Here is a 26,827-nt window from a genome sequence, read left to right as displayed (position 1 = left end):
GCGCAGCCGGCTTGATGGTGGCCCCTCTGTGTTCACATCACGAATTCATCACGGGCTGTCCGGTCTCTATCGGTGCTGACACGTGTAACCTACGCTCCCCGTGAACGTCAGCGCCGGAGCCGCGTCCCACGGGCGGCCGACGAGCGCACCCCTTCTTGGCTTTCTTCAGCTCACCCACCGGCACCGCTCCGCGAGGGGGCCCACCATGAGTCATTCACTTTCCGAAGACGGCGCGAGAGTTCCCGTGACCGCCGCTCCGCCGCCCGCCGCCGCGGCGCCCGGTCCCGTCGAGGGGCGTGGCCTCGGCCGGCTCGTCGTCACGCTTCCGCTGGCCAACGTCGCGCTGTACCTGCTGTGGCTCGGAGTCGGCGGCTTCCTGCTGCCGATCCAGGTCGCGCAGATCACCGGCAGCAACGACACGACGGCCCTGTCCGCCGCCAGTACCACCGGCGCCGTGCTGGCCACCGTCGGCAACCCGGTCTTCGGCCAGTTGTCGGACCGGACCCGCTCCCGGTTCGGGCGCCGGGCGCCGTGGATACTCCTCTGCGCGGCGCTCGGAGGGCTCGCCCTGGTCGCGCAGGCGCACGCCGCGACCATCGCGACACTCGGACTGAGCTGGGGCGTCGTGCAGTTCATCATGAACGGCTACCAGGCGGCGCTCACGGCCGCGATGCCCGACCGGGTACCGCCCGCCAAGTACGGCACCTTCTCCGCCCTCGTCGGTCTCGGCGTGCCGCTCGGCACGATCGTCGCGGCCCTGGTCATCGGCGGCGTCCCCGGTGAGAAGTTCGGTGTCGAGGGGGTGATCGGCGGCTTCGGCGGCCGGTTCGCCGGCGAGCACGGCTACTACCTGATCGCGGCCGTCGTCCTGGTCGCGGCCCTGGTCTTCACCCTCGTGACCCCCGACCGGGACGCCCGCGCACTGCCGCGGGAAGGCTTCGCATTCCGGGCGTTCCTCGCCAACTTCCGGGTGAGCTTCCGTCAGCACCCGGACTTCGCCTGGGCGTTCGTCTCGCGGCTCGGTGTACTGCTCGGCTACTTCATCGTCCTGACCTACAACATGTTCCTGCTGGCCGACCACATCAGGATTCCGCCGCGGGACCTGCTGCCCACCGTCGGCTTCCTGATGATCGTCAACGCGGTGTGCACCGTCGCCGCCTCCGTCCTCGTCGGGCCGCTGGTCGACCGGGTCGGCAGGGTGAAGCCCTTCGTGCTGACGTCCGGTGTGGTCGCGGCGCTGGCCCTGACGATCCCGGTCGTCTCACCCACCGAGGGCGGCATGCTGGCGTACAACGTCGTCGGCGGCCTGGCCTTCGGGGTGTACATGGCCGTCGACATGGCCCTGATCACCAAGGTGCTGCCGCGCGTGGCCGACGCCGGCAAGGACATGGGCGTCATCAACATCGCCAACGCCGGGCCGCAGATCCTCGCCCCCACCCTCGCCGGCTGGATCGTCGCGGCCGGCGGGTACGAGGCGCTCTTCCCCGTGGCCGCCGCGGTCTCCCTGGTGGGCGCGTTCGGCGTGCTGCGGGTGCGCGGCGTCCGCTGAACTCCCGCCGCCGTCCCCCCGGCCCCTTCCGGTACCGACCCACCCCCCTTTCGCCCCTCACCCAGGACGGAGACTCCCGTGCAGCAGCTCGTCAGGCGCAGACCCGCCATGGTCCTCGCCGCCGCGACCGCACTGCTCCTCGCCACGACGGCGACCGCCACCACGGCCGTGACCGCCGCTCACGCCCGGCCCGCCGATTCGCCGACCGCCGGCCCGGCCCCGCTCGCGGGCCTGCGGATCCTGCTCACCAACGACGACTCCATGCGGATGTCCCGCCCCGACGCCTCCGACGGCAAGGGCCTGTACGAGGCGCGGCGGGCGCTGTGCGCGGCCGGCGCGGACGTCGTCGTCATGGCGCCCTGGAGCAACCAGAGCGGGGCCGGCACCAGTGCCACCGGCGGCGGGCATCTCACGCTGGCCGAGCGGACCGCCCTGCCCGGCGCGTACGCCCGCGACTGCGCCGGAGCCCCCGCTCGCGGCGCGGTCTACGGCGTGTGCAAGGGCACCGGGCCGTGCGGTCCGGACACGCCGAGCGCCACCCCCGCCGACACCGTGCGCCTGGGCATCGGCGGGGCGCTGGCCGCGAAGGCGGGCTGGCGGGACGGCCCCGACCTGGTGGTCTCGGGCAGCAACTACGGCCCCAACGCCGCCTCCGTGGTCAACGAGTCCGGCACGGTCGGGGCCGCCCTCGCGGCGATCGGCGAGGGCGTGCCCGCGGTCGCGTTGAACAGCTCGTACGATCCGGGCGCACAGACCTTCTCGGTCAGCGACCGCACCTACCGCCGGACCGCCGAATTCGGCGCCCGGTTCATCGGCGACCTGCGCCGACGCGACCTGCTGGGTACCGAGTTCGTGGTGAACGTGAACCACCCGCACGTCGAGCCGGGGCACCACCCGCGCGGCATCGCGTGGACGGCCGTCGGGACGCAGAAGCTCCTGCGGCCCCAGTACACGGGCCGGGGCGACACCTTCGCGATCGGGGGCGCGCTGTGCGAGCCCGGCGTGGACGGCTGCCGTCCCGAGACCAAGCGCAACGCCGATTTCGCGCTGCTGCAACGGGGCTACGTGACGGTGACCCCCGTGGGCCCGGACCGGACGTACACCGGACGGGAGGCGGTGCGGCTCGCCCGGTTCGTCCGCGGCGCCCGCTGACGGCGGCCGGCCGACGAGCAGGGCCCCGGCGCTCCCCTCCGAGCGCCGGGGCCTCGCGCATGCGGGCCGAGTCAGGGTCAGATCCAGCCGTCCAGTGAGGCGAGGAAGCCCGGGAGGTCGTCCCGGTGGATGCAGTGCCCGGCCCCCGGCACGGTCCTGACCTCGAAGCCGTACTCCTTCAGCCGGGCGGCGTCGTCCGCCGTGAGGCACAGGCTGGGGTCGGCGAGCTGTACGAGCGAGGGCACGACGGGGGACGCCGGCAGGTAGTCCGGCTCGAATCCCGCCAGTCCGGTGAAGAACTCGGGGTCGAACAGCGCGAACCCGGCCAGCTCCGCGGCCACATCGGCGTCGGACCAGCGCGGGTTCATCTCGCGCACCGACTCCGCGGTCGCCGTGGCGACCATCCGGCGCATGGCCTCGTGCGCCCCGGCGGGGACGTTGCCCAGCAGGAACCCCGGGTCGGAGTAGACCGCACGGGCCGGGCGCAGCCGGGACGCCGCGAGGGAGAGGGCCAGGCCGCCCAGGGAGTGGCCGACGGCCAGGTCGGCGCCGGCCGGCAGGTTCTCGACCAGGTCGTCGGCGAGCGCGTCCGGGCGGTACTCGCCGCGTGGGCTGCGCCCGTGGCCGCGCAGGTCGGGGGCGATCACCCGGTAGCCCAGGCCGACGAGGTGGTCCTCCACCGCGTGCCAGGTGCGGTGGTCCGCCATGCCGCCGTGGATGAGGAGGGCGGTCCGGTCGCCGGTGCCGCGTTCGTGGACGTTCAGCTTCATGGGGGCTCATCCCTGTCGAGTTACACGTGTAACCAAGTGTCGCGTGCCCCCGGCTCCGGGACAAGACCTGGAATGGCTCGGGGCGGGATCGGGACGGCTCGGGGCGGGATCGGGACGGCTCGGACGAGCCCCGGAAGCCTCAGGAGGACCCGCGCGGCACCAGCACCGGCCGCACGCCGCCCACGTCGGGCACGTCGGAGCCGTCGACCAGCGCGGAGAGGACCTCGACGACCTGACCGGGCGTCGGCCCGTCCAGGCGGACGGTGGTGAGCGGGGGCTGTTGCAGTGCCGACGGCACGAGGTCGTCGCACCCCACGACGGCCACCGCCCCCGGGACGTCGACGCCTTCGTTCCGCAGGGCGTGCATCAGCAGCGTCGCGTACTCGTCGTTGTAGGCGAAGACGGCGTCCAGACCGGCCGTCCGGAGGTGCCGGGCCAGTTCGGCGGCGGAGGCGCCGGTGTACGCCATCTCCAGCGGGGTCACGGACGCCGCACCGCCCGCCACCGCGCTGCGGGCCCCGTCGAGCCGCGGCCGGGCGAAGGTCGCCAGCCCGCGCTCGCGCGGCATGACGACGCCGATGCGGTGCCGCCCGCGCGAGACGAGATGCCCCACGGCGAGCGCACCGATGTGCGCGTGGTCGAACACGAGGGTGTGCACGCCGTCCGAGGGCCGGGCGGCGAAGGACAGGATGCCGCGCACCCCGGCACGGCGCAGCACGTCGGCGGCCCGGGGGCCGACACCGTCCCCGCCGAGGGCGAGCACCGCCACCGGCCGCAGCTCGGCCCACGCCCGCGCGGCCGTCACCGGGTCCGGATAGCGGCCGGCGTGCAGCACGCTGGTGTAGCCGTGCCGCTCCAGCTCGCTGTGCAGGTCGTCCACCCAGAAGCTGAGCAGGCTGCCGAGCGCGGAGACCGAGGCCGGGATCAGCACCAGGTTGCTGCGTCCCGCCCGCAGTGAACGGGCCGCCGCGTGCGGCACGTACCCCAGCTGCTCGGCCGCCTCCCGGACCCGGGCCCGTGTCGCCGCGCTGACCCGGCTGCGCTGGGTGTCGTTCAGGACGAAGGAGACGGTGGCCCGGGACACCCCGGCCAGCCGGGCCACGTCCGCGCTGGTGACGGCGGACGGCCTCGTCGGCTCACTCCCCATGACGTCCTTCTCCGGCTCCCGGCGGCCCTGCGGCCGACTGCCGTTCAGGCTACCTCCGCGCCCTTGGGGGCTCCGCCGAGGCCGCGCGGAACCCCTCTGCCCGGCCGAACGGGCGGCCTGCGGCAGGCAGGTGAATCCGTCAGGCGGACGGCTCCGGGCGGGATGCGCTCCCCGCGACGGGGCGTCAGTGTCGAGCCGAGCCGAGGAGGACGATGGACCGGGGAACCCCCGCCGGCGGCTCCCTCCGGCCCACCGGCGATCCCCTCGCGTGCATCGCGCTCCCCGAGTGACACCTCCCGCCCGGCCCGGCGACGGCAGCGGCGTACCCGGCACCGGCCGCGGCGGGCCGGCCGGGCGGCCATGCGGACGGCGGGTAGCCCCCGTCCGCATGGCTGCCGCGCGCGGCGAACGCCTCGCGCCCGGTCACCGGACGGTCGGCCACGTGGTGCAGGACCGACGCGGCGTCCGCGGGGGCGCGGCATGACGGCGGCCGGACGGCCGCCGGCGGAGGCGCGGTTCGCGCCGGGGGTGCGGTCTGTGGCGGGCTTGGGGTCTGCGGCGGGTGTGCGGTCCGCACCGGGCGGGCGGTCTGCGCCGGGTTCGTGGTCTGCGTCGGGCGGGCGGTCCGGGTCGGGCTTGGGGTCTGCGTCGGGCGGGCGGTCCGGGTCGGGCGCGGGGCGGGCGTGGCCGGTCGTGTCCTGGGCGGCCGCCGCGGCGCCCGCCACCGTGTGGCCGGTCGCCGCGTGGCGGTCGGGTGTCTGCGGGGCGGGCGTGTGCGGGCCGCGCGTCTGAGGGGCGGTGTCCTGCGGGTCGGGTGGGTCGGGCGCGCCGTCCCTCGCGCCCGGTCAGGACTCCCGCTGTACCGCCTTGGCCGCCTTGCGCGCCGCCACCAGCACCGGGTCCCACACCGGTGAGAACGGCGGGGCGTAGCCCAGGTCCAGCGTCGTCATCTGTTCCACCGTCAGTCCGGCGGTCAGGGCCACCGCCGCGATGTCCACCCGCTTCCCGGCGCCCTCGCGGCCCACGATCTGGACGCCGAGGAGGCGGCCCGTGCGGTGCTCGGCGAGCATTTTCACCGTCATCGGGGAGGCGTTCGGGTAGTAGCCGGCGCGGCTGGTGGACTCGATGGTGGCCGTCACGAACCGCAGGCCCGCCCGGTGTGCGTCCTTCTCGCGCAGCCCGGTGCGGGCGATCTCCAGGTCGCAGACCTTGCTGACCGCCGTGCCGACCACACCCGGGAACGTGGCGTACCCGCCGCCGGCGTTGGTCCCGATGACCTGGCCGTGCTTGTTGGCGTGGGTGCCGAGCGGGACGTGCCGCTGCTGTCCGGAGACCAGGTCGAGCACCTCCACGCAGTCACCGCCGGCCCAGATGTCGTCGTGCCCGCGCACCCGCATGGCCCGGTCCGTCAGCAGCCCGCCGTGATCGCCGAGCGGCAGACCGGCCGCCGCGGCGAGCGACGTCTCCGGGCGCACGCCGATGCCGAGCACGACCACGTCCGCCGGGTACTCGGCGTCGTCGGTGGCCACCGCCCGGACCCGGCCGTCGTCGCCGGTCGGCAGCTTGGTGACCGCGGCGTCGTTCACCATGGTGATGCCGAGACCCTCCATGGCCTCGTGCACCAGACGGCCCATGTCCGCGTCGAGCGTGGACATCGGCTCCCGGCCGCGGTTGACGACCGTCACCTCGTACCCGCGGTTGATGAGCGCCTCGGCCATCTCCACGCCGATGTAGCCGGCGCCCACGACGACGGCCCGCCGCCCGCGCGTGCCGGCCAGCGTGTCGAGCAGGGCCTGCCCGTCGTCCAGGGTCTGCACACCGTGCACACCGGGCGCGTCGACGCCCGGCAGGTCCGGGCGGAGCGGCCGCGCGCCCGTCGCGATCACGAGCTTGTCGTACGACGTCCAGGACTCCGCCCCGGAATCGACGTCACGCGCGCGTACCCGCCGCCCGGCCACGTCGATCTCCGTGACCTCGGTCCGCATCCGCAGGTCGATGTCCCGGGCGCGGTGCTCCTCGGGGGTGCGGGCGATCAACTGGTCCCGCTCGGGAACGTCGCCACCCACCCAGTAGGGGATACCGCAGGCCGAGAAGGAGGTGAAGTGGCCGCGCTCGAACGCCACGATCTCCAGCTCGTCCGGGCCCTTCAGCCGCCGGGCCTGCGACGCCGCGGACATCCCCGCGGCGTCGCCGCCGATCACGACCAGCCGTTCCCTCGCCCCTCGTGCGCCCCGCGCGCTGCTCATGCTCATGCGGACACGCTACGGCGGCGAGGCGTCTCAGTCCTGACCGGCGGACCGGGGCTGCGGCTGCGGCTGTGCCCGGCGCGGCAGCCGGGGCCGTACCGCCTTCAGCCACAGCAGCATCAGCAGCGCCGCCACCGCGGCGAACGGCAGCACCGCCCCGGTCGCCACCGCGAGCCAGCGCAGCATCGTCACGAACGCCTCCCAGCCGCCCGCCAGCGCGTCCGTGAACCCGGGGTCGTCGTCCTCGGCGGACTCCCGCGCGGGGGCCTCGGTCAGGGAGAGGGTGATGGTGGCCAGGCTGGTGCGGTCCTTCAGGGAGGCCTGCCGGGCGAGCAGCGCCTCCAGCTCGGCCTGGCGGGAACTCAGCTCGCCCTCCAGCGTCACCACGTCGCTGAGCTTGGTGGCCCGGTCCATCAGCTCGCGCACCCGGGCCACGCTGGCCCGCTGGGACTTGATCCGGCTCTCCACGTCGACGACCTGGTCGGTGACGTCCTCGGTCTTCGCGTTGCGTTCGAGGAGTTTCCCGGCGCCCTCCAGACCGGCGAGGACCTCCTCGTACGCGTCGACGGGCACGCGCAGCACCAGCCGGGTCCGTTCGTGCCCCGCCTCGTCCCGGGTGGTGGTCTCGTCGCCGACGTAGCCGCCCGCGTTCCCGACGGCGCTGCGGGCCTCGTCGAGCGCCTTCGGAACGTCCTCGACCCGCACGGTGAGCGAGGCGGTGCGGACGATGTGGCTCGCCGACGTCTTCGGCGCCGCGCTCGCCCCGGCGCCGTCCGCGGCGCCGCCCGGCGCTCCCTGCCCGGCGTCCTGCTGCGCCCCCTCCGGGGCGTCGGCGCGCGAGGCCGCGGCCTTGTCGGAGCCGCCGCTGTCCCCTCCGGCGGAGCAGCCGGTGAGGGCGAGGGCCCCGGCCAGCAGCAGGGCGGCCAGGGCCGGGACGGGTCGTACGGACGGTCGTGTGCGCATGTGGGCCCCCCGGGGTGGTGTGAACTGACGCTCCTACGACGCCCCGACCGGCCCCGGCGTTGGCGCGGAACGGTTCCGAAGAGGTCACGGTCCGGACTCGCCCGGCCGCGCCGGGGCGCGGGGCCCGCTGTCGGCGGGGTCTGAGAGGCTGGGGCCATGTGCGGAAGCGAGACCCGTGCGGGCACGGGACAGGTCGTCGTCATCGGGGCCGGCATCGCCGGACTGGCCGCCGCTCACCGGCTGCTGGACCGCGGGGCGCGGGTGACGGTGCTGGAGGCCTCGGACCGCGTCGGCGGCAAGCTGCTGCCCGGCGAGATCGCGGGCGTCCGCGTCGACCTGGGCGCCGAGTCGATGCTGGCCCGCCGCCCGGAGGCCGTCGGCCTCGCCCGCGAGGCGGGGCTCGCCGGCCGGCTCCAGCCGCCGGCCACCGCGACGGCCGCCCTGTGGACCCGCGGCGCACTGCGGCCCATGCCCAAGGGCCACGTCATGGGCGTCCCCGGCACGGCTGCCGCGCTGTCCGGCGTCCTGTCCGCCGAGGGGCTCGCCCGCATCGAGCGCGACACCGAGCTGCCCCGCACGGAGATCGGCGAGGACGTCGCGGTGGGGGAGTACGTGGCGGCGAGACTCGGCCGCGAGGTCGTCGACCGCCTGGTCGAGCCGCTGCTGGGCGGGGTGTACGCGGGCGACGCCTACCGCATCTCGATGCGCTCGGCCGTCCCCCAGCTCTTCGAGGCGGCCCGCACCCACACCTCCCTGACGGAGGCGGTCCGCGAGATCCAGGGCCGCACGGCCGCGGCCCCGCAGACCGCCGGCCCGGTCTTCATGGGACTGGAGGGCGGCATCGGCACCCTGCCGCACGCGGTGGCCGGCTCCGTCCGCGCGCGCGGCGGCGAGATCCTCACCGGCACCCCCGTCACCGGGCTGCGCCGCACGGCACCCGCCGGCTGGCGCGTCGTCGCCGGTGACCGGGAGCTGCGCGCCGACGCGGTGATCGTCGCCGTCCCCGCCCCGGCCGCCGCCCGGCTGCTGCGCGCCGAGGCACCCGCCGCGGCGGCCGAACTGGCCGCCGTCGAGTACGCCTCGATGGCGCTGATCACCCTCGCCTACCGCCGCGCGGACGCCGCCGCCCTGCCCGAGGGCAGCGGCTTCCTGGTGCCGCCGGTCGACGGGCGCACCATCAAGGCGTCCACGTTCGCCTCCCGCAAGTGGGGCTGGATCGACGGCCAGGACCCGGACCTGGTCGTCCTGCGCACCTCCGTGGGGCGGTACGGCGAGACGGAGATCCTCGGCCGCGACGACACCGGCCTCGTCGACGTCTCCCGGCACGACCTGGCGGAAGCCACCGGACTGACCGCCGCGCCGGTCGCGACCCGGGTCACCCGCTGGCAGGACGGCCTGCCCCAGTACCCGGTCGGCCACCACGCGCGCGTGGCCCGCGTCCGCGAGCACGTGGCGAAGCTGCCCGGCCTCGCCGTCTGCGGGGCGGCGTACGACGGCGTCGGCATCCCGGCGAGCATCGCCAGTGCCTACGCGGCCGTGGACCAGCTCGGCGGTGACCTGCGTGCCGTCCGGCGGCTCACCGCCCACCCGGTGCAGAGCCTGCACGGCGGAGCGGGAGAATAGGGACCATGAGTGACGCCTCCACCCCCGCCGCCGAGCGGGTTCCGAACAAGGGCAAGCTGGCCAAGGACCTCAACGAGGTCATCCGCTACACGCTCTGGTCCGTCTTCCGGCTCAAGGACGTGCTGCCCGAGGACCGCGCGGGCTACGCCGACGAGGTCCAGGAACTGTTCGACCAGCTCGCCGCCAAGGACGTGACGATCCGCGGCACGTACGACGTGTCCGGGCTGCGCGCCGACGCCGACCTCATGATCTGGTGGCACGCCGAGACCAGCGACCAGCTCCAGGAGGCGTACAACCTCTTCCGCCGCACCAGGCTGGGCCGTGCCCTGACGCCGGTCTGGTCCAACATGGCGCTGCACCGCCCCGCCGAGTTCAACCGCTCGCACATCCCGGCGTTCCTCGCCGACGAGACACCGCGCGACTACGTCAGCGTCTACCCGTTCGTGCGCTCCTACGACTGGTACCTGCTGCCCGACGAGGACCGCCGCCGCATGCTCGCCGACCACGGCAAGATGGCCCGCGGCTACCCGGACGTGCGCGCCAACACGGTCGCCTCGTTCTCCCTCGGCGACTACGAGTGGATCCTCGCCTTCGAGGCCGACGAACTGCACCGCATCGTCGACCTCATGCGCCACCTGCGCGCCTCGGAGGCCCGCATGCACGTCCGCGAGGAGATCCCGTTCTTCACCGGGCGGCGCAAGGACATCGCCGAGCTGGTCGCCGGGCTGGCCTGATCAGGGCGCCGCGGCCGCGGGCGCGGCCGCCGGTGCGGCCGGCTCCGGCGCCGGGCGGGGCTCCGCCGCCGGCCGGGGCTTCGGCGCCGGGCGCGGGGCGCACGACGCGTCCCGCACCGGGAGACGGCCCTCCAGCAGATACGCCTCCAGGTGTGCGTTGACGCACGCGTTCGGACCGCCCGCGATGCCGTGCGTCCCGGCGCCCCACTCGGTCACCAGCACCGAGCCCGACAGCCGCCGCCGCAGTTCCATGGCGCCCTCGTACGGGGTGGCCGCGTCCTCCTCGGCGGCCAGGATCAGCGTCGGAGCCAGCTCACCCGGCCAGGTGCGCACGTCGAGGGGCCGCTGCCGCGGCAGCGGCCAGAACGCGCACGGCAGGTTGGTCCACACGTTGTCCCAGGTCTCGAACGGCGCCCGGCGCGCCAGCCGCGTGTTGTCCCGGTCCCACACCGCGAAGTCCGTCGGCCACGGCGCGTCGTTGCACTCGACGGCCGTGTAGACCGCGTGAGCGTTCTCCGCCTCGGCCGCCGCCTCCGGGTGCGGCCCGGCCAGGTCGACCAGCGGCTGCGGATCGCCCCTCAGATAGGCCGCCAGCGCCTCGGCGCGCGCGGGCCAGTAGTCGTCGTAGTACCCGGCCTGCAGAAACGTCCCCTGCAACTGCGCCGGACCCACCGTGCCGCCCGCGGGCTCCGCCGCCAGACGTGCGCTCGCCAGGTCGTAGCTGTTCTGCACCTCGCGCGGTGAGCCGCCGAGTCCGTACACGTCGTCGTGCTCGGCCATCCACTTCTTGAAATCCCGCCAGCGGTGCTCGAACGCCGCCGACTGCGCGAGGTTGTTGCGGTACCAGATCTGCTCGGGGTCCGGGTTCACCGCCGCGTCGAAGACCATCCGCCGTACCTGCGAGGGGAACAGCTCCGCGTACAGCGCCCCGAAGTACGTGCCGTACGACGCGCCCATGAACGTCAGCCGTTCCTCGCCCAGCGCGGCCCGCAGCACCTCCAGGTCCCGGGCGTTGTTGCGGGAGTGGTAGTGGCGCAGCGCCTCGCCCTCCCGCTCGGCACAGCCGCGCGCGTAGGCCTTCGCCTCTTCGACCCGCTCCCGCTTGAACGCCTCCGAGGGCTGGGCCGGGGCCGGCCGGGGCCCCTTGAAGAAGCGCTCGGGGTCGACGCACGACAGCGGCGAGGACGGGGCGACCCCGCGAGGGGCGTACCCGACGAGGTCGTACGCCGCCCCGATCCGCTTCCACTCCGGCACCATGCCGACCAGCGGGAAGTACAGCCCGGAGGCGCCCGGCCCGCCCGGGTTGTAGACCAGGGCACCTTGCCGGGGCACCTTGCGCCCGCCGTCGCCCGGGTCCTTCCGCGTGGCCGGCACCCGGCTGACGGTCAGCTCGATCTGCGCGCCGTCGGGGTGCGCGTAGTCCAGCGGCACCTTCACCGTGCCGCACCGGATGCTGCCCGGCAGCTCCTCCGCCTGCGGGCAGCCGCCGAACTCGATGCCGGCCGCCCCGGCGCGCCGTGCGGCCACCGCGGTGCCGCGCCGCTCGGCCGCCTCCGCCGCGTCGGGCACGTCCGGTGCGGCCGTGGCCGGGGCGGTGGTGAGACCGGCCAGGAGCAGGCTCCCGGCGGCCGAGTGGAGAGCGGCTGTTCGCATCGCGTATCCCTTCGTGGCACGGCGGCGACAGAAGGGATGCTTGGTTCGGGTCCCGGGGAAGGCAAGCACCGTCGGCCGGTGTCGGCGCCGCGTGCTTCCGTGCGCCCCCGGCCGGTCAGCCCCGCCGGTCTCCCCGGGCCTGCTGCGGCGGCTGCTGCTCGCGGTGGGCGAAGGCCGCCCGCAGGTCCGGCTCGCCGACCGCCTGTATCCCCCGTACGGCTACCGACGTCAGGAACGTACGGTCGTCCCCGCGCCGCCCGTCCGTCCGCCGGGCCAGCGTGCCGAGGAGCCGCTGCCCCGCGGGGGAGGCCCACGGCGAGTACGGGTGCACCTCCATCCGCGCGATGGCGAGGCAGCTCAGGGTCAGCGCCAGCGGCAGCGCGAACCAGGCGGCGATCAGATGGCGGGGCAGGTCCGCCGGGACGGGCAGCGCGAGCGCCACCGCACCCAGCGCGCACACGGCCAGCGCCGCGTACCGCACCCGCCGGACCCCGGCCGCGACGGTGTCGGCACCGTCGGGCACCGCGAGACCGGCGCCGACCAGCCGGTCGGCGAGCCCGCGCACGGCGTCCGCCGCAGCTGCCGCGGCCCGCACCGGCGCGATGCGGGACTGCCCCTCCGGTCCGATGGCCCCGATGACGGACCGTTCCATCTCGTCCCGCCCGCGTGGATCGACGACGGTCGCCCAGCCGGTCCGGGCCAGCAGCAGCCGGCGCTGGCGCGCCATGGAGACGAGGGTCAGGTCGGCGACCCGCCCGGGACCGCCGGACAGGAAGGCCGCCTCGTAGAGCGTCAGCTCGTGTCCCCGGCCCGCGGTCGCGTCGACGGCGGCCGCGCGCACGGCGGCCAGGCACAGCCGCAGACACGCCGTACCGGCGACGGCCCAGGCCGGCAGCAGGAGCAGTACCCAGAACATGCCGTGTTTCTATGCCAAGGGCTTTCGCCGGCGCCATGCCCTGTTCACATTCCGGGACGCGGTGTTGCGGGTCCGTGACGTTCCGTTCGGCGTCCGGGTGCCCGCGCCGTCGCGCGGCTCAGCGCCGCAGCAGCACCCGCCGGGTGGCCCGCGCCAGCCGCACCGCCGGCCGCCGCGACCGCGGCGCCGGACCCGATCGCTCCAGCCACCACTCCCGCAGCTCCCGCCGCGCCCGCTCCTCCCGCGGCTCCCCGGCGAGCAGCAGGTGCTCGGCGAAGTCCAGCGCGTCCTGCCGGTAGCCGCCGGGCATCGGCCGCTTCCCGGCGTACGCGAGGAAGGCCGCCCGGTACCCCGCCCCGAGGATCTCCGGCAGCTCGGGCGCGACCTTGGCCACCACCCCGGCCCGCTTCGCGACGAGCGCCCGCGCCTGCACCCCCAGCCGCGCCCGGTCGAACCCTTCGGGGACGGGCGTGCCGGCGACGAGCGCGGACAGCAGCGCGGTCTGCGCGAGGCCGAGCCGCTGCCGGGCGGGACCGGCGTCGGGCAGCAGCCGAAGACCGCCGCGCCCTGCGCCGTGGGTGTCCGCGGATCCGCCGGGCGGCGGCGCGGCGGCGGCGCGCCCCTTCTCCACGGCGATCCGGACCGCCTCCAGCTCGCCCTCCAGCTCGGCCGCTTCGGGGAAGTCCGCGTCGCGCTCCAGCAGCACACCCGGCGGCGCCACGCGCGCCGCGAGGTCGCCGAGGATGTCCAGGACGGGCTGCGGCACGGGGTGGGCGTGGCTGTCGTGCCAGACGCCGTCCCGTTCGAAACCGCCGGCGACGTGCACGTAGGCGACCGCCTCCAGCGGCAGTCCGGCCAGCGCCACGGCGGGGTCCTCACCCCGGTTGACGTGGTTGGTGTGCAGATTGGCCACGTCGATCAGCAGCCGTACGCCGGTCCGGTCCACGAGGTCGTACAGGAACTGCCCCTCGGTCATCTCCTCGTCCGGCCAGGAGATGAGGGCGGCGATGTTCTCGACGGCGAGCGGCACGGGCAGCGCGTCCTGGGCGATGCGCACGTTCTCGCACAGCACGTCGAGGGCGTCCCGGGTCCGCGGTACGGGCAGCAGGTGCCCCGCCTCCAGGCGCGGCGACGCGGTCAGCGGCCCGCCCGCGCGGACGAACGCGATGTGCTCGGTGACCAGCGGTGCCCCCAGCGCCTCGGCCCGGTCGGCGAGGGCCGAGAGCCGTTCCGGGTCCGGCCGCTCGGCGTCCCCGAGCCCCAGCGACACGCCGTGCGGGACGACGGTCACACCGCGCTCGCGCAGCCGCACCAGCGAGTCGGGAAGGTGCCCGGGGCAGACGTTCTCGGCCACGACCTCCACCCAGTCGACGCCGGGCATCCGCTCCACGGCGTCCGATATCTCCGGCCGCCACCCGATCCCCGTCCCCAGCCGCTCCATGTTCCTCCCCCTCCTTCGCCACGCCGTTCACGGACGTGAGGGGGGTATGGCCAGGAGCCGGGCGGCCGAACCGTGTCGGGGCCACGTTCAGAGCAACATTTGAGGTTCGGGCCCGCGGGCCTTCCAGACCATCGATGGAGGCGATCTTCACGGCGTGCTTGAGGCGCACTCACCGGTGAGAAGCGAAACGACCGTCTCCCTCGGCCACCACCGTGCACGACCCCGCCGCGATCTCGGTGATGCCCCGGCCGGCGCATCCGCTCCGCGGTGTCCAGCTCGACGATGAGCAGGCCAGGAACGCCATCGACAGGACGTCCTTGACGGGGTAGACCCCGGACTCCACGAGTGCCTTGGCGAAGGACGCGAAGTACTGCCGGTGCTGCACCTCGTCCTTCATGATCGTGAGGAAGACGTCGCGCACCAGACCGTCCTCGCTGGTGCGGGACTGCCAGCCGTACGACACACATGCCTCGATCTCCACGCACGCCTGAAGGATGCAGACCCGGGCGTAGTTGTCGGTGGGGAACGGGCCCCGGTGCTCGATCACCTCGGCCTCGTCGATCGGATCGACCCCTGCCATCTCCATGAGCCGGCCGAAGGCGACCTCGTGGTGCGCCTCCTCCTCCAGCCAGTAGCGCGCCGACCAGGCCGCGGCGATGTGCAGGACGTCGGCCCGAGCGGGTTGGACTCGCGTATCTCGTTGGCCAGCTTGACGCCGTCCACGGCGAGCCGGATACCGGCGGGCTGGGTGGTCAGCTCGGCGCGGGAGGCGTGCCACAGCGCCGCCTTGTCGCCAGGGGCCGGGCGGGACAGCCGGCGGCCGTCGAAGAGGTTGTCCGTGCCCCAGCGGCGCTGCTCGTGGTAGCTCTGCTGGACGCGCAGCACATCGCTGATCGTGGCCCCGGCGCGGAGTTCCTTGACGATGTCGGCCATGATCAACACGGGTCGAGACGCCTTCCGTTCAGGAGGAGGTGGTGGCGAGCTGCTTGCCCAGTGCCGTGACGACGTCCTCGGCGGCGTGGTCGAGGGTCATCGTCGGCAGTTCCACGTCGTCGTCGACACCGACGTCGGCGAGGCCGCCCGCGAACGCGTCAAGCAGGTCGATGGAGTTGACCGCGTGCGGTGAGGCGACCAGGACGGCGGAGAGCGGCCGCCCGTCGAACACCTCTTCCTGTGGCAGGCCGAGCCGGCGCGCGACGTTGGTCCTGAGTTCGGTGAGCATGGATGTCTCCCTGTGGGTCAGTGCTGCGGTGATGTCGCGGGGGCGGCCGGAGGGGTCCAGCCGGGCGTGCGCCCGAGCGCCGCCAGGACGAGGTCGAACGTGGGCGCTCCACCAACCGGGGCCAGGGCCGGCTCGAACAGTGCGGCGGGGCCGAGCCTGCGCTCGTCGTCGGGCACGCGCAGGGCGAAGACCAGGGCGGCCTCGGCGATGTCGTCGTCCGGCTCCGGGTTCAGGCCGAGGGCCCGGGCCACGTCCCAGCCGTGCACGACGTAGTCCAGGAAGTGGAACCCGATCGCGACCGGGGCCGGGAAGGTGGTCGTCGTACTGATCTCCGGGAGGCTGAACTCGCTGGTGAGGACGCCCGGTCGGGCGAAGGCGTCGAAGACCGCCCCGGCGGCGGCGCGGTAGGCCTTCGCCGGGTCGTCACCGAGTTCGGCGGGCTGCCACGCGGCGAGGCCGGAGCCGCCCCCGGCCGCGGCGGCCGCGAAGCCGTGGTGCTGGCCCGCCATGTGGGCCACCAGTTCACGCAGGTTCCAGTCCGTGCACGGAGTGGGGGCCTCCCAGGTGTCGGGTGCCGCCTGTTCCAGCATGCGTACGGTCCCCAGCACTGCCGTCCGGTCGAGCTTCCGGATATCCATGCGGATCCTTTCGGCGAGTGGTTGTCCCACGCTCGTGGGAACGGCCTCTGGGCGGTCGACGCCAGGCCGGGGTGCCCGCTCCCGCAGGTGTGGCGACACGGCGAAGAGAGCCGCGGTCGCTCTCGTGGGGAGTGCGGGCGGAAAAACAATAGCACGATCGTGCGTTTAGTTATGTGGCAAAGGGAAAGACCGAGGGGCCCGGTCATGACCGGGCCCCTCGGCGTCGTGCTCCCGCTCCCGGCGCGCCGGCGTCGCTACGCGAGGGCCTGCGCGGCCCCGCTCGGTGATGAACGCGGCCAGCCTGTCCACGCCTTCGGCGATCCGCTCCGGGGACAGAGCGCTGCAACACAGCCGGAGTTGGTGGTCACCGCCGCCGTCGAGGTAGAAGTCGCTCATCGGCGTCCAGAGCACGCCGAAGGCGCGTGCCGAGTGTTCGAGGGCCTTGTCGTCGGCCACGAACGGGACGTGGACGACGAGGAAGAAACCGCCGTCCGGCTGGTTCCAGCCGACCCCCAGCTCCTGGCGGCGACCGGGGGGGAAGTGCCGCTCCAGCTCCGCGAGGAGGGTGTTGAGGTTGGTGCGGTAGAAGTCGATGGCGTCGGCGTTGGCCTCGCGGAGCCGGCAGCCGGACTCGACCAGGAGTCCTCCGATGACGGCCTGGCTGATGGCCGAGGTGTTGACCGTCGTCATGCTCTTGATCTTGGACAACTGGTCGGCGAGCAGCGTCCGTTCGCCGGCGGGGCCCACGACCTCCTGATCGGCCACCACATAGCCGACACGCGCGCCGGGCAGCGCGGTCTTGGCGAACGACCCCAGGTGCAGGACGCGGCGCCCATGGTCCAGGGCCTTGAGCGTGGGCCTGGCGGACCCGGCCCGGACGAAGAACCCGTACGGGTCATCCTCCAGGATCAGCAGGTCCTCCTGTACGGCGATCTCCAGGAGCCGTTCGCGGGCGGCGACGGTCATGCTCGCGCCCGACGGGTTGGCGAAGTCCGGTACCACGTACAGGGCGCGCGGGCGCCGTCCCCGCGCCCTGGTCTCGCGCACGGCGGCCAGGACCGCCTCCGGTTCCGGACCCTCGGCGCCCTCCGCGACGGGGCGCACCGCGATGTCGAGCAGCCGCGCCGCCCCGGTGACCCCGACGTAACAGGGCGAACTCACCAGCAGCGTGTCCTCGGGGCGTGCGAAGAGGGCGCGCAGGGTGAGCAGCATCGCTTCCTGGCAGCCGGTCGTCACCACCACCGACTCCGGGCTCACGCAGATGCCCTCGTCGTTGGCCAGGGTGCGGGCGATGAGGTCGTGGATGACGCCGTTGGTGCGCCCGTACTGGAAGAGCAGTGTGCGCACCTGGTCGCGCGACCACCCGCGCTCCCGCTCCAGGTGGTCGGCGTAGAACCGGAGATGGCGCGCGAGGTCCTCCGGCTCGAACGTGCCCTCGGAGGGCCTGCCGGGCGCGAAGGAGACGGCCTCTGGAAAGCGTGCGACGACTTCGTTGAGGAAGTTCATCGCGTCGAGCACCGGATCGGTCAGTGAGGCGTGCAGCTCGCCCAGGTCGAGGGCGCCGGCGGGTAGCCCGGGGGCCGTGGTGTCTGCCATGGGATCAGCCTCTCGTCGTGGCGCCGGCGAAGGCGGTTCGCAGGTACGCGGCGGCCTGCTCGATGGCGCGGCGGCCCGCGTCGAGGGTCCCGGCCATGGCGAAGAAGCCGTGCGCCACGCCCGGGTAACGAGTCGCCTCGACGCGTACGCCGCTCTGCCGCAGGCGCTCGGCGTACTGCTCGCCCTCGTCGCGGAGCGGGTCGTGCTCGGCGGTGATCACCAGCGCCTGCGGCAGCCCGGAGTGATCGGTTGCCCGCAGCGGGGAGGCGAGGGGACTGGTGCCGTCCGCGGGCGAGGCCAGATAGTTGTCCCAGTACCACTGCACGGATTTGTCGTTGAAGAGCAGCGGATCGGTGTTCTCGCGACGCGACGGCGTGTCCGCGAGGTAGTCCGTGTTGGGGTAGACGAGCAGTTGGGCCAGGATGTCCGGGCCTGCCGCGTCACGCGCCATGAGGGTCACCACCGCGGCGAGGTTGCCCCCCGCACTGTCCCCGCCGACGGCCACGCGCGTGCCGTCGCCGCCGAACCGCCCGGCGTGCTCGACGGCCCACCGCACGCCCGCGAGGCAGTCCCGCGGCGCGGCGGGGAATTTGTGCTCGGGCGCGAGGCGGTAGCCCACGGCGACGGTGAGGCAACCGGCGGCATTGGCCAAGCTCCGGCAGATCGCCTCACTGGTCGCGATGGAGCCCAACGTCCAGCCGCCGCCGAAGAAGTAGACGAGTACGGGCAGCGGGCCCTCGCCGGCGGGCCGGTAGACGCGGACGGGGAGGGGTCCTGCCGGGCCGGGTATCGACTCGTCGACCACCTGCTCCACGGGTTCGGGAGTCCCTGAGTCGGCCTGGATGGCGGCGAGGTCGGCTGCCCGCGCCTCTTCCAGGGACATGGTGTACAAGGGGCGGACGCCCTGTGCCGAGCGCTGGTCGTACATCGCTTGGAGTTGTGGATCGAATGCCATGGTGCCTCCGGACCAGGGCCGCGGTCCGGCGGACCGCGGGCGGTGTCAAGGTGTGTCGGGCAGGAGCGACGGTTCCGTCGAGACGCCGCGGAGGCGGTTCAGGATGCCCTCGGCTGCCCTGGAGTAACAGGTGAAGTTGTCGTGCAGCACGGACTCGGCGTTGGCCATCTCCAGCAAGGCCACCAGTTCGAAGGCGAGTTGGGGGATGCCGGTGTCGTCACGTACCTCGCCCGCCTTCCTTGCGTCCTCGATCGCCTGCTCAAGGTATTTGAACCAGTTGCCGTGGGCACCGGCGACCGTGTCGTGCACCTTGCCCTCGCGTGCGTCGTACTCGGCCGAGGCCGAGTAGAAGAAGCAGCCGCCGGGGAAGACCCGCTGCTCGGAGTAGGTGAGCCAGCTGGTGCAAAGGCTCCACAACCGGTGTGTCCCCGCGGGCAGTTCGCGGTTCGGCTGGACCACGTCCTCGATGTAGATCTTGATGGCGGCGCGTACGGTCGCGAGCTGTAGCTCCTCCTTCGAGCCGAACAGGGCGAACACTCCGCTCTTGCTGAGCTGGAGTTCGCCTGCCAGACGGCCCAGCGACAGCCCTTCGAGGCCTTCCACCGATGCGATCTCAACGGCGCGCCGCAGAATCAACTGCCGGGTCTGGTTTCCGCGTGCGATCCGCCCATCGATGCGGGTCGTGCTCACGCACCACCTCCTCAATCTCCCTGTACGGGGAGGGTCGGTGTCCCAGCGGTCGGCTCCTGACCACACTAAGTGGACGACCGTGCGGACAGTGTGCAAGGGTATAGTTACTGTACGGCCGTGCGTTCAGTTTGGTGTACGGGGTCAAGTGGGTACGGGGGCGAAGAGTGGCAGGACTGGCGTTGCGCGAGTACCGGGCGGCGGCCAAGGGGTGCCTCCCCGGGCCTGTGTGGGACTTCCTCGAAGGGGGGGAGCGGCACCGAGTCGATGCTCTCGGCGGGACGTGCCGCGCTCGACCGGCTCCGCCTGCGCCCGCGCTGCCTCGTCGACGTCTCCGCGGACGAGAACCTGCACATGGTCTTCTACCGGAACCTGGTCGAGGCCGCGTTCGAGCTGACACCCGACACCGCCATGGCGGCCGTACGCGACGTCGTGACCGGGTTCGAGATGCCGGGCTCGACGATCAAGGACTTCGGGCGCAAGTCCGCGGAGATCGCCATCGCGGGCATCTACGACCTGCGGCTGCACCACGACAGCGTGGTGATGCCGATCCTGCGCAAGCTGGGCGTGTTCGAGCGGGGCGGGTTCGGCCCGGCCGGCGAGGCGGCACGGGAAGAACTCGCTGCCTTTGTGGCCAAGTTGGACACCCAGGCAACGTCCTTCACGGACCGGCGCGAAGGCATCCGCGCGGCACGCGCCAAGCGGGCGGCAGCCGTCACTGCCTGACGGGGATGCCAGCGGAGCCCCGGACGCCGGAGCGTCGCCGGTGGGGGGGTGCCTCCATGTCTTTCGTCAGGCGAGTCGAGGGCTTCTCGGCTTGTAGAAGGTTCCGTCACGGAGCGTGGCGAACAGGACGCTGGTGCGGTGGCGGGCGAGGCGGAGGAGGGCCTGGGTGTGGGTTTTGCCGCGGGCTCGGCAGCGGTCGTAGTAGCCGCGGGAGGCGGGATCGTGGAGGGCTGCGAACGCGGAGAGGAACATCGCCCGTTTGAGCTGCCGGTTTCCGCCTCTGGGGGCGTGCTCACCGTGGGGCGAGGTTCCCGATTGCCGGGTCGCCGGAGCGAGGCCCGCGTAGGAGGCCAGGTGGGCGGCGGTGGGGAAGCTGCTCCACGACCAGCAAAACCGTGCCGAACTTGGCCTGGAGCTTGTCGAAGACGGCCCGCAGCTTCGGTTCGCTGTTGGGCAGCGGCTTGTCAAAGACCTTCTTCCCGGCCGGGGGCAGCCCGTGGCCGTGATGCGCGTGCTTGCCGACGTCCAGGCCCAGGAAGACGCCCACCCCGTCGATGTCGACCATCGTGCCCCCACCATGCGTCGATCCGTGCCGACCCCGGCAGCGGTGCCGTTCTCGCGCATCCACGTCATACAGACCTGCCGCCCGCGAGTGGCCGGGCATTGCGCCCGGCCAGGCGGCGGTCGGACCTCTGATCAGCGTCTCCGACGGCACCCCTCGGGCCCGGTGACACCACCCCCCAGGTCATCCCTTCGACAGGGGGCAACAGTCATGCCGGGCCCGGAGGCCAGCGGCCCTCTTGCAGGACCGCAGAAAACATAACGGGGGCTACGGACGTCGGGCCGCGATCAGCCGGATGCCGAGGGCGCGGTTTTCCCACGCCGTTCGTACATGGGCCCAGGCCCGCCGCCCGGAGCAGGCCCTACGCGCGCGCCGTCCCACCCGCGGCGGCCAGGCCGAGGCGCGCCACCGCGCCTCCGAGGGGCCGCTTCGGAGCGAGCGGGCACGGCAGGACGATCCAGCCACCGGGCATCAGCGCAGCTGTGCCGGCGCATTGGCCCGGCGCAGTTCGAGCAGCAGCGATGCGAAACTGTGGTCACTGACAGGGAACACCGGGGGCCTGTTCCGCGGGCAGGGAGCCCCACTTGCCGGACTTTTCCAGCCACTCGTCGCCATCCGGCAGCGGCACGACGCGCTCGGTGGCCAAGGGGAGTTCGGCCGAGAGCCGGGCATTCCACACCAGGGCCGGCGCGAGCTCGGGCGGCAGTTCGTCCTCCGGGTAGATCGCGTCGGCGGGGCACGCCTCCACGCAGTTCCCGCAGTCGATGCACTCCTCGGGATCGATGACCAGGAATGTCGCCGCCTCACGGAAGCAGGCGACCGGGCAGTAGGTGATGCATTCCGCGAACTTGCAGTGGACGCACTGCTCGGTGACCACGTGTGTCACGTCACGTCCTTCCCTGTTTCATCCGGTATGCCGGCCGGCCCCGCGATGGCCGGACCGAGCAGCTCGACATGCTGGTCCACGAAGCGGTGTCCGGCGTCGAGACCGCGTTCGTAGGCCTTGACCAGCCCCTCCGTGGTCGCTGCGGCATAGTCGACGCCCAGCTGCTTGAGGTCCTCGTCCGGCTTGATCACCAGCACCTGCGCTCGGTCCAGGACGGAGCCGTCGACGATCTCCTCGGACGCGTAGAGGTCTCTGAAGAGCGGGAATGGGTCGCTGCCGATCGCGATCAGCACGGTCACGCCCTTGGCCGCGACCTCCCGCGCCGGACAGGAGCAGGTGTACGAGGCGTCGACATAGGCCTCCCCGTCGACCTCGGCAGGCACCGCCCAGGCATGCAGCATGCGCGTCGAGGCGTAGGAGACCGCGTCGTAGTTGTCCGGCGTCAACCGGGGCTCCTCGCCCCCGGCCCCAGCGCGGGAGGAGAACACGACGGTGGACAGGCATCGAAAGTGCGCAGACGAGCGAGCTGACCGTCAACGGCAAGGTGGCGGTCGCCTATCGCTGGGGCAGCGGTGAGCGTCCGGTGCTCCTCGTCCATGGCTGGGAGTCACGCGCATCGCGCTACGCGAAGGTCATCACCCGACTGCTCGAGCTGGGGTGCAGCCCGGTGGCCTTCGACGCGCCGGGCCACGGAGAGGCCACCGGTGACTCCGCCACCCTGCTGGAGTTCTGCGACATCATCACCGAACTCCACCGAACCTACGGGAAGTTCGAGGCCATCGTGGCGCACTCGTTCGGTGTCACCGCGACCTTCTTCTCCCTGCAGCACGGGGTGCGCGCCGGCCGAATCGTGGCGATCAGCCCGGTCCCCGACTTCGCGTGTCTGGTCGACCGGTTCAGTGCCGGGATGGGCCTCGAGCCGCACCTCAAGGAGGAGCTTCGCGGGCGCATCGAACGGGATGTGTACGCGGAGGAAGCGGACATGTGGACCCGCTTCTCGGTATTCCATGAGTCCGCGAGCGTGCAGATTCCGCTTCTTGTCATCCATGACGAGGACGACGGCATGGTCGACGCCGGTCAGGGCAGGCGCATCGCCGAGGCCTTCGGCGACCGCGCCCGGCTGGTCACCACTCGCAGATTCGGGCACCGGCGCATCCTCGGTGCCCCCCAAGTCGTCGCGGAGATAGCGGCGTTCGTCACATCCGGTGCCGTGGAGCCCGGGCGGAAGGCCGAGGTGGCAGCAGGATGAGCGGAATACTCGCGGGCAAGCGCATCCTGGTGACCGGGGTCCTGATGGAGTCCTCGATCGCCTTCCATGCCGCCCGGCTCGCACAGGAGCAGGGTGCCGAGGTGGTACTCACCGGGTATGGCAGGCTCAGCCTGGTCGAACGCATCGCCAAGCGGCTTCCCAGGCCGGCGCCGCTGATCGGGCTCGATGTCCAGGACAAGGGGCACTGCGAGAGTCTCGCGGAACGGATCAGGGAGAGAGTCGGTCCGGATGCCCGCCTCGACGGTGTGGTGCACTCCATCGCCTTCGCGCCGCAGGACGCACTCGGGGGCAACTTCCTGGAGACCGGCTGGGACTCCGTCGCGACCGCCGTCGAGGTGTCCGCGTACTCGCTGAAGTCCCTGGCCGTGGCCTGTCTGCCCCTCATGGAGGAGCGGGGCGGGTCGATCGTGGGCCTGGACTTCGACGCTCAGACGGCCTGGCCCGCGTACGACTGGATGGGGGTGGCCAAGGCGGCCCTCGAATCCACCTCGCGCTACGTAGCCCGGGATCTCGGGCCGCGCGGTATCCGCTGCAACCTGGTAGCGGCCGGACCGATCAAGACGATGGCGGCCAAGTCCATCCCGGGGTTCGAGAAATTCCGGGAAGTATGGAGCACGCGCGCCCCCATCGGCTGGGACCTGTCCGACCCGGAGCCGACGGCCCGTGCGGTCGTCGCACTGCTCTCGGACTGGTTCCCCCGGACGACGGGGGAGATCGTGCACGTCGACGGAGGAGTGCACGCCATCGGGGCATGAGACCGCCAGCGGCCGCAGCGGGCGAAGGCCCCTCAGTGGGCCCTCGCCCCCGCCCGACTGCCGCTGTCAGGGCCGTTCGGGAAGCAGCGACGTGTCGGTGGCCACGCCGCGCAGGCGGTTCAGGATGGCCTTGGCCGCTTTGTCGTAGCAGGTGAACTCGTTGTGCAGGACCGATTCGGCGTTGGCCATCTCCATGAACGCGGCGAGCTCGAACACGAGCTGGGGCACGTCGGTTCCCTCCTTGGCCTCGCCCGCCTGCTGCGCTTCGAGCGCGGTCTGTTCGAGGAAGTCGAACCAGTTGGTGCGGGCCGCGGCGAGCGTGTCGTGGACCTTGCCCTCGCGGGCGTCGTACTCGGCCGAGACCGAGTAGAAGAAGCAGCCGCCCGGGAAGACCCGCTGCCGGGAGTAGTCGAGCCAGCCGGTGCACACCCGCCACAGGCGGTCGAGCCCCGGCGGCACGTCGCGGGCCGGCTGGACGACGTGCTCCAGGTAGACCTTGATGGCCGCCCGGACCGTGGCCAGCTGCAGGTCCTCCTTGGAGCCGAACAGGGCGAATACGCCGCTCTTGCTGAGCTTCAGCTCGGTCGCGAGCCGTCCCAGCGAGAGGCCCTCCAGGCCCTCGACGGAGGCGATCTCCACGGCGCGCTGGAGGACCAGCTGACGCGTCTGGTTCCCGCGCGCGATCCGCCCGTCGATGTGTGTCGCTGCCATGCCCTACCAATCTCCTGGGCCAGACCCTCATGGTGCCGCTGAAGTCCAGTGTACTGAGTAAGTAGACGACCGTGCGGTCAGTGATGAGAGGAGGGCCGGGTACCGCACGTCCAGGTGACGGCTGCCGGCGTTGGTTCTCACTGGGCCGCGACCGACTCGGTGCCCGCCTCCCCGGACTGGCCCGGCGCATGCTCGATGAAGTCCAGGACGGCACGTACGACTTCGGGATCACCCAGGATCCGGCGGTGTCCGAGGCCTCTCGTGGTGATCAGGCGTGCCTGACCGCCGAACGCACCGGCGAGCCGGCGCCCCTGCTCCACGCCGATCCTGGTGTCGCCCTCGTCGTGGATGACCAGGAGCGGAGACTCTATGTCCGTAGCCGTGTTCACCACGGAGAAGGGCGTCCGGTCGGCCGGCATGCCGGGGAAGAGGTTCTTCGCGATGCGGTCGTGCAGCCGGGCCTTCAGCTGGTGGCGCAGTTTGAGGGCGGAGCAGAACTCCTCGACCGGATAGTCGAAGTCGCAGACTCCGCTGATGGTGGTGATTCTCTTCGCCTTCACTCCGTGCTGCAAGGCGAAGAACGAGCCGAGGGCGCCGAGCGAGTGCGCGACAACGGCCTCGAACTCACCGTACCGGCCGTGAAGTTCGGTGATGATGTCGCGGTATTCAAGGATCGTGGTGCTACGGCCGGTGGAGTCGCCGTGGCCGGGAGCGTCGAAGGTGATGACGCTGTATCCCCGGTCGAGGAGTCCCGGGACGAAGTCGGCGAAACGCGAGCCGCGCGACTGCCAGCCGTGCACCAGAAGTACGGGCCTTTCGCCGTTGCCCCACCGGTAGGTCACCGCGGACTTGCCGTTGACCTCCCGTCGCCTGATGTCCGCCCCGGCGAACAGCTCCCGTTCCGTGCCCCGCATCCTGCTCCGGGCGAGCGGCATGTGGAAAAGGGTGTAGGCGCCCGCGCCCGCGAACCCCCCCGACAATCGGGAGACGGTGTTGAGCGCGGTGCTGGCAAGTGCCTCGGAGGGGACCATGCCCAGTGACTCCTCGGTCGGCATCAGGAACATGGTAAGTTAGCACGAACGACCGTGCTTTTATAGTCCCCAGGGGAGCCCGCCGCCCCGGTCTCAGGAGGAGAACGCCATGTCGGCCACCATCTGGTTCACGCCATGGAAGCCCGGCCCGGCAGGGGACTTCGCGTCCGGCGGCTTGACGGACGGCACGGCCGTCGTCAGCGTCACCGAGTTCACCCCGCACCGACCGTGGACCGCTGCCGGCGTCACCGTCGCCGGGGTTGCCCTGCGGCGGGTCTGGCCGGAGGTCGAAGGCGCGGTCGGCCTCTGGCTGTGGATGGACCCCGATCCGCTCCGTCCGCGCTCGGGTTCGATATCCGTATGGCGTGCGGAGCGGGACCTGCAGGGCTTCGTGGCGCGCCACGACCATGTGCGGATCGTGCGCTCCTATCGGAACCGGGGCAGCCTGCGCTCGACCACCTGGCGCACCGAGCGCTTCGACAGGGGCGCCACCCAGGAAGCCGCTCGTTCCCTGCTCTCGGGCCGGTCCGCGTGGCCCGCCTGACAGCTGGCTCGGCTGCCTTGACCTGGCGGCCCACACGCGAACTCGACGCAATGTAAAGGAGCGGTGGGAGTCGACGCGAAGCAGCCCGCCTACGCTCCTCGTAGACGCGGGAGAGAAACGACGCGGTGGGTCCCCTCTACTGCAACAGTTTTCCCGGGCGCGATCTCCGTGTAACCGGCGTCGCGGACCACCGGCAGGCCGCTGGTCGTGAGCCGCTGCCAGGAATCGGGGGCCGCCGTGCGCACCGCCAGCGGGAAGCCCGCCTCGCGCCAGGCCGTGCGCTGCCGCGGGGACAGTTCCCACCAGGCCAGCTGGGCGCCGTGACCCGCCTGGGCCATCGCCTTGCCGGCCGACATCCGCAGGGCGGGATTGAACCAGAGGACGGGGACGCCGGGGCCGGCGGGCGCCGGCGGCCGTGGGTCGTCGAGGTCCGTGCCGGAGACCTGGAGCCGGGCCAGGTCCTTGGGCCAGCCGTCCAGCGGGACCGGCGGGAAGACCCGTACCTCGGCGGTCCCGCCGGTGACCGTGATGCCGGGCAGCGCCTCGGCCCGGCGCCACTCCGCCCCGCGCGCCCGGCGCACCACCTTGCGGATCCGGGCGTCCTGCCAGTCCCGGATCGCCTGCGCCCACTCGCCGTCGCCGGCCGACCGCTCGTCCTCCAGCATCACCAGCACCGCCCGGGCGGCGGTCTCCAGCGCGTCGGTGCGGGCGGGCGGGGCCGCGCGTTCGATGCGCACGACCAGCGGCAGCACGTACTGCGGCGCGAGGTCGCGGTCGCCGGGCTCGGCGCGGAAGGGGCTGTCGTCCGTCGGCGGGGCGGGATCGAGACTCATGGCCCCAAGTCTGCCCTGCCGGTCAGCAGCCGCAGGCCCCGCTCGGCCTCCCGCCACTCGCAGGCCGGGCGGAGCGTGATCCCCTTGTACGACTCCGGGTACTCCGTCAGCTCCCGGCACACCACGCTCCCCCACTCTCGGCTGCGCTCGAGCGGGGGCACCCCCATCGCATACGGGGGCCCGTCGGCCCGGGGCGGCCTGGCCGCGTCGATCAGGC

At 72.9% G+C, this 26,827-nt stretch carries 29 protein-coding genes and 1 pseudogene; 8 read left to right on the top strand and 22 right to left on the bottom strand.

Annotated features, from left to right (window positions below; all coding sequences use genetic code 11):
* Positions 1-205 precede the first annotated feature (205 nt).
* Both ACLGIH_RS07445 and ACLGIH_RS07440 read left to right on the top strand, forming a co-directional pair.
* Entirely contained in the window at positions 206-1,549 is a 1,344-nt protein-coding gene (locus ACLGIH_RS07445; protein ID WP_416524426.1) for an MFS transporter, read from the top strand.
* Positions 1,550-1,627: 78 nt separating this feature from the next.
* On the top strand, positions 1,628-2,701 hold the full coding sequence (locus tag ACLGIH_RS07440; RefSeq protein ID WP_416524425.1) for a 5'/3'-nucleotidase SurE: 1,074 nt from the start codon (positions 1,628-1,630) through the stop codon (positions 2,699-2,701).
* A gap of 77 nt (positions 2,702-2,778) precedes the next feature.
* On the opposite strand, the gene ACLGIH_RS07435 is transcribed toward ACLGIH_RS07440, so the two are convergent.
* The 4 genes from ACLGIH_RS07435 to ACLGIH_RS07420 form a co-directional block, all read right to left on the bottom strand.
* Positions 2,779-3,471, bottom strand: coding sequence for an alpha/beta fold hydrolase (locus ACLGIH_RS07435; RefSeq protein ID WP_416524424.1), 693 nt, complete (start codon positions 3,469-3,471; stop codon positions 2,779-2,781).
* A 139-nt stretch (positions 3,472-3,610) separates the two neighbouring features.
* Positions 3,611-4,618, bottom strand: a complete 1,008-nt coding sequence (locus ACLGIH_RS07430; RefSeq protein ID WP_416524423.1) for a LacI family DNA-binding transcriptional regulator — start codon at positions 4,616-4,618, stop codon at positions 3,611-3,613.
* A gap of 845 nt (positions 4,619-5,463) precedes the next feature.
* Positions 5,464-6,870, bottom strand: coding sequence for an FAD-dependent oxidoreductase (locus ACLGIH_RS07425; RefSeq protein ID WP_416524422.1), 1,407 nt, complete (start codon positions 6,868-6,870; stop codon positions 5,464-5,466).
* Positions 6,871-6,897: 27 nt separating this feature from the next.
* On the bottom strand, positions 6,898-7,827 hold the full coding sequence (locus tag ACLGIH_RS07420; protein ID WP_416524421.1) for a DUF4349 domain-containing protein: 930 nt from the start codon (positions 7,825-7,827) through the stop codon (positions 6,898-6,900).
* 156 nt (positions 7,828-7,983) lie between these two features.
* On the opposite strand from ACLGIH_RS07420, the gene hemG reads away from it, so the two are divergent.
* Both hemG and hemQ read left to right on the top strand, forming a co-directional pair.
* Entirely contained in the window at positions 7,984-9,450 is a 1,467-nt protein-coding gene (hemG, locus tag ACLGIH_RS07415) for a protoporphyrinogen oxidase (protein ID WP_416524420.1), read from the top strand.
* A 5-nt stretch (positions 9,451-9,455) separates the two neighbouring features.
* Entirely contained in the window at positions 9,456-10,184 is a 729-nt protein-coding gene (gene hemQ / locus ACLGIH_RS07410) for a hydrogen peroxide-dependent heme synthase (protein WP_416524419.1), read from the top strand.
* On the opposite strand, the gene ACLGIH_RS07405 is transcribed toward hemQ, so the two are convergent.
* The 10 genes from ACLGIH_RS07405 to ACLGIH_RS07360 all read right to left on the bottom strand — a co-directional run bounded on the left by ACLGIH_RS07405 (position 10,185) and on the right by ACLGIH_RS07360 (position 19,295).
* Positions 10,185-11,837, bottom strand: a complete 1,653-nt coding sequence (locus ACLGIH_RS07405; RefSeq protein WP_416524418.1) for an alpha/beta hydrolase — start codon at positions 11,835-11,837, stop codon at positions 10,185-10,187.
* A gap of 115 nt (positions 11,838-11,952) precedes the next feature.
* Entirely contained in the window at positions 11,953-12,753 is an 801-nt protein-coding gene (locus ACLGIH_RS07400) for a TIGR04222 domain-containing membrane protein (protein WP_416524417.1), read from the bottom strand.
* Between the two features lie 118 nt (positions 12,754-12,871).
* The gene (locus tag ACLGIH_RS07395; RefSeq protein WP_416524416.1) at positions 12,872-14,194 is read right to left on the bottom strand and encodes an MbnB/TglH/ChrH family RiPP precursor modification enzyme; all 1,323 of its coding nucleotides are present in this window, start codon (positions 14,192-14,194) and stop codon (positions 12,872-12,874) included.
* 169 nt (positions 14,195-14,363) lie between these two features.
* Entirely contained in the window at positions 14,364-14,774 is a 411-nt protein-coding gene (locus tag ACLGIH_RS07390; RefSeq protein ID WP_416524415.1) for a hypothetical protein, read from the bottom strand.
* Positions 14,738-15,127, bottom strand: coding sequence for a hypothetical protein (locus ACLGIH_RS07385; protein WP_416524414.1), 390 nt, complete (start codon positions 15,125-15,127; stop codon positions 14,738-14,740). Before ACLGIH_RS07385 ends, ACLGIH_RS07390 begins: the two co-directional genes overlap by 37 nt.
* A gap of 28 nt (positions 15,128-15,155) precedes the next feature.
* Positions 15,156-15,416 carry a hypothetical protein gene (locus ACLGIH_RS07380; RefSeq protein ID WP_416524413.1) on the bottom strand — a complete coding sequence of 87 codons (261 nt, stop codon included), beginning with the start codon at positions 15,414-15,416 and terminating at the stop codon, positions 15,156-15,158.
* 17 nt (positions 15,417-15,433) lie between these two features.
* Positions 15,434-16,054, bottom strand: a complete 621-nt coding sequence (locus ACLGIH_RS07375) for a TIGR03086 family metal-binding protein (protein WP_416524412.1) — start codon at positions 16,052-16,054, stop codon at positions 15,434-15,436.
* A gap of 165 nt (positions 16,055-16,219) precedes the next feature.
* Positions 16,220-17,650, bottom strand: coding sequence for an aminotransferase-like domain-containing protein (locus ACLGIH_RS07370; RefSeq protein ID WP_416524411.1), 1,431 nt, complete (start codon positions 17,648-17,650; stop codon positions 16,220-16,222).
* 4 nt (positions 17,651-17,654) lie between these two features.
* Positions 17,655-18,605 carry an alpha/beta hydrolase gene (locus ACLGIH_RS07365; RefSeq protein ID WP_416524410.1) on the bottom strand — a complete coding sequence of 317 codons (951 nt, stop codon included), beginning with the start codon at positions 18,603-18,605 and terminating at the stop codon, positions 17,655-17,657.
* A gap of 45 nt (positions 18,606-18,650) precedes the next feature.
* Positions 18,651-19,295 (bottom strand): TetR/AcrR family transcriptional regulator, encoded by a 645-nt coding sequence (locus ACLGIH_RS07360; protein ID WP_416524409.1) that lies wholly within the window; start codon positions 19,293-19,295, stop codon positions 18,651-18,653.
* A gap of 264 nt (positions 19,296-19,559) precedes the next feature.
* Between ACLGIH_RS07360 and ACLGIH_RS07355 the strand changes: the two genes are divergently transcribed.
* Positions 19,560-20,018 carry an acyl-ACP desaturase gene (locus ACLGIH_RS07355; RefSeq protein ID WP_416524408.1) on the top strand — a complete coding sequence of 153 codons (459 nt, stop codon included), beginning with the start codon at positions 19,560-19,562 and terminating at the stop codon, positions 20,016-20,018.
* 66 nt (positions 20,019-20,084) lie between these two features.
* On the opposite strand, the pseudogene ACLGIH_RS35035 reads toward ACLGIH_RS07355, so the two are convergent.
* The 4 genes and pseudogenes from ACLGIH_RS35035 to ACLGIH_RS07340 form a co-directional block, all read right to left on the bottom strand.
* A pseudogene (locus tag ACLGIH_RS35035) lies at positions 20,085-20,396 on the bottom strand (transposase); the annotation flags it as partial.
* Positions 20,311-20,583, bottom strand: a complete 273-nt coding sequence (locus tag ACLGIH_RS35030) for an IS110 family transposase (protein ID WP_473246755.1) — start codon at positions 20,581-20,583, stop codon at positions 20,311-20,313. The gene ACLGIH_RS35030 and the pseudogene ACLGIH_RS35035, both read right to left, overlap by 86 nt.
* A 532-nt stretch (positions 20,584-21,115) precedes the next feature.
* A complete protein-coding gene (locus ACLGIH_RS07345; RefSeq protein WP_416524407.1) occupies positions 21,116-21,466 on the bottom strand; it encodes a ferredoxin family protein in 351 nt (116 codons plus the stop codon).
* Entirely contained in the window at positions 21,463-21,912 is a 450-nt protein-coding gene (locus ACLGIH_RS07340; RefSeq protein ID WP_416524406.1) for a hypothetical protein, read from the bottom strand. Before ACLGIH_RS07340 ends, ACLGIH_RS07345 begins: the two co-directional genes overlap by 4 nt.
* Before the next feature lie 98 nt (positions 21,913-22,010).
* On the opposite strand from ACLGIH_RS07340, the gene ACLGIH_RS07335 reads away from it, so the two are divergent.
* Positions 22,011-22,715 (top strand): alpha/beta hydrolase, encoded by a 705-nt coding sequence (locus ACLGIH_RS07335; RefSeq protein ID WP_416524405.1) that lies wholly within the window; start codon positions 22,011-22,013, stop codon positions 22,713-22,715.
* Positions 22,712-23,491, top strand: a complete 780-nt coding sequence (gene fabI / locus ACLGIH_RS07330; RefSeq protein ID WP_416524404.1) for an enoyl-ACP reductase FabI — start codon at positions 22,712-22,714, stop codon at positions 23,489-23,491. Before ACLGIH_RS07335 ends, fabI begins: the two co-directional genes overlap by 4 nt.
* A 66-nt stretch (positions 23,492-23,557) precedes the next feature.
* Here the strand turns inward: fabI and ACLGIH_RS07325 are convergent, their stop codons facing one another.
* A complete protein-coding gene (locus ACLGIH_RS07325) occupies positions 23,558-24,202 on the bottom strand; it encodes a TetR/AcrR family transcriptional regulator (protein WP_416524403.1) in 645 nt (214 codons plus the stop codon).
* A gap of 137 nt (positions 24,203-24,339) precedes the next feature.
* Entirely contained in the window at positions 24,340-25,257 is a 918-nt protein-coding gene (locus ACLGIH_RS07320; protein ID WP_416524402.1) for an alpha/beta fold hydrolase, read from the bottom strand.
* 85 nt (positions 25,258-25,342) lie between these two features.
* On the opposite strand from ACLGIH_RS07320, the gene ACLGIH_RS07315 reads away from it, so the two are divergent.
* Positions 25,343-25,777 (top strand): hypothetical protein, encoded by a 435-nt coding sequence (locus tag ACLGIH_RS07315; protein ID WP_416524401.1) that lies wholly within the window; start codon positions 25,343-25,345, stop codon positions 25,775-25,777.
* Between the two features lie 89 nt (positions 25,778-25,866).
* Here the strand turns inward: ACLGIH_RS07315 and ACLGIH_RS07310 are convergent, their stop codons facing one another.
* Both ACLGIH_RS07310 and ACLGIH_RS07305 read right to left on the bottom strand, forming a co-directional pair.
* Positions 25,867-26,610, bottom strand: a complete 744-nt coding sequence (locus tag ACLGIH_RS07310; RefSeq protein ID WP_416524400.1) for a peptidyl-tRNA hydrolase — start codon at positions 26,608-26,610, stop codon at positions 25,867-25,869.
* Positions 26,607-26,825, bottom strand: a complete 219-nt coding sequence (locus tag ACLGIH_RS07305; protein WP_416529311.1) for a hypothetical protein — start codon at positions 26,823-26,825, stop codon at positions 26,607-26,609. Before ACLGIH_RS07305 ends, ACLGIH_RS07310 begins: the two co-directional genes overlap by 4 nt.
* Positions 26,826-26,827 lie beyond the last annotated feature (2 nt).

The organism is Streptomyces hamibioticus, from assembly GCF_047946815.1.
In the GTDB taxonomy this organism is placed as follows: Bacteria; Actinomycetota; Actinomycetes; order Streptomycetales; family Streptomycetaceae; genus Streptomyces.
Note: the sequence above shows the minus strand (reverse complement) of the source record. Positions and strands in the feature narration are given on the sequence as shown.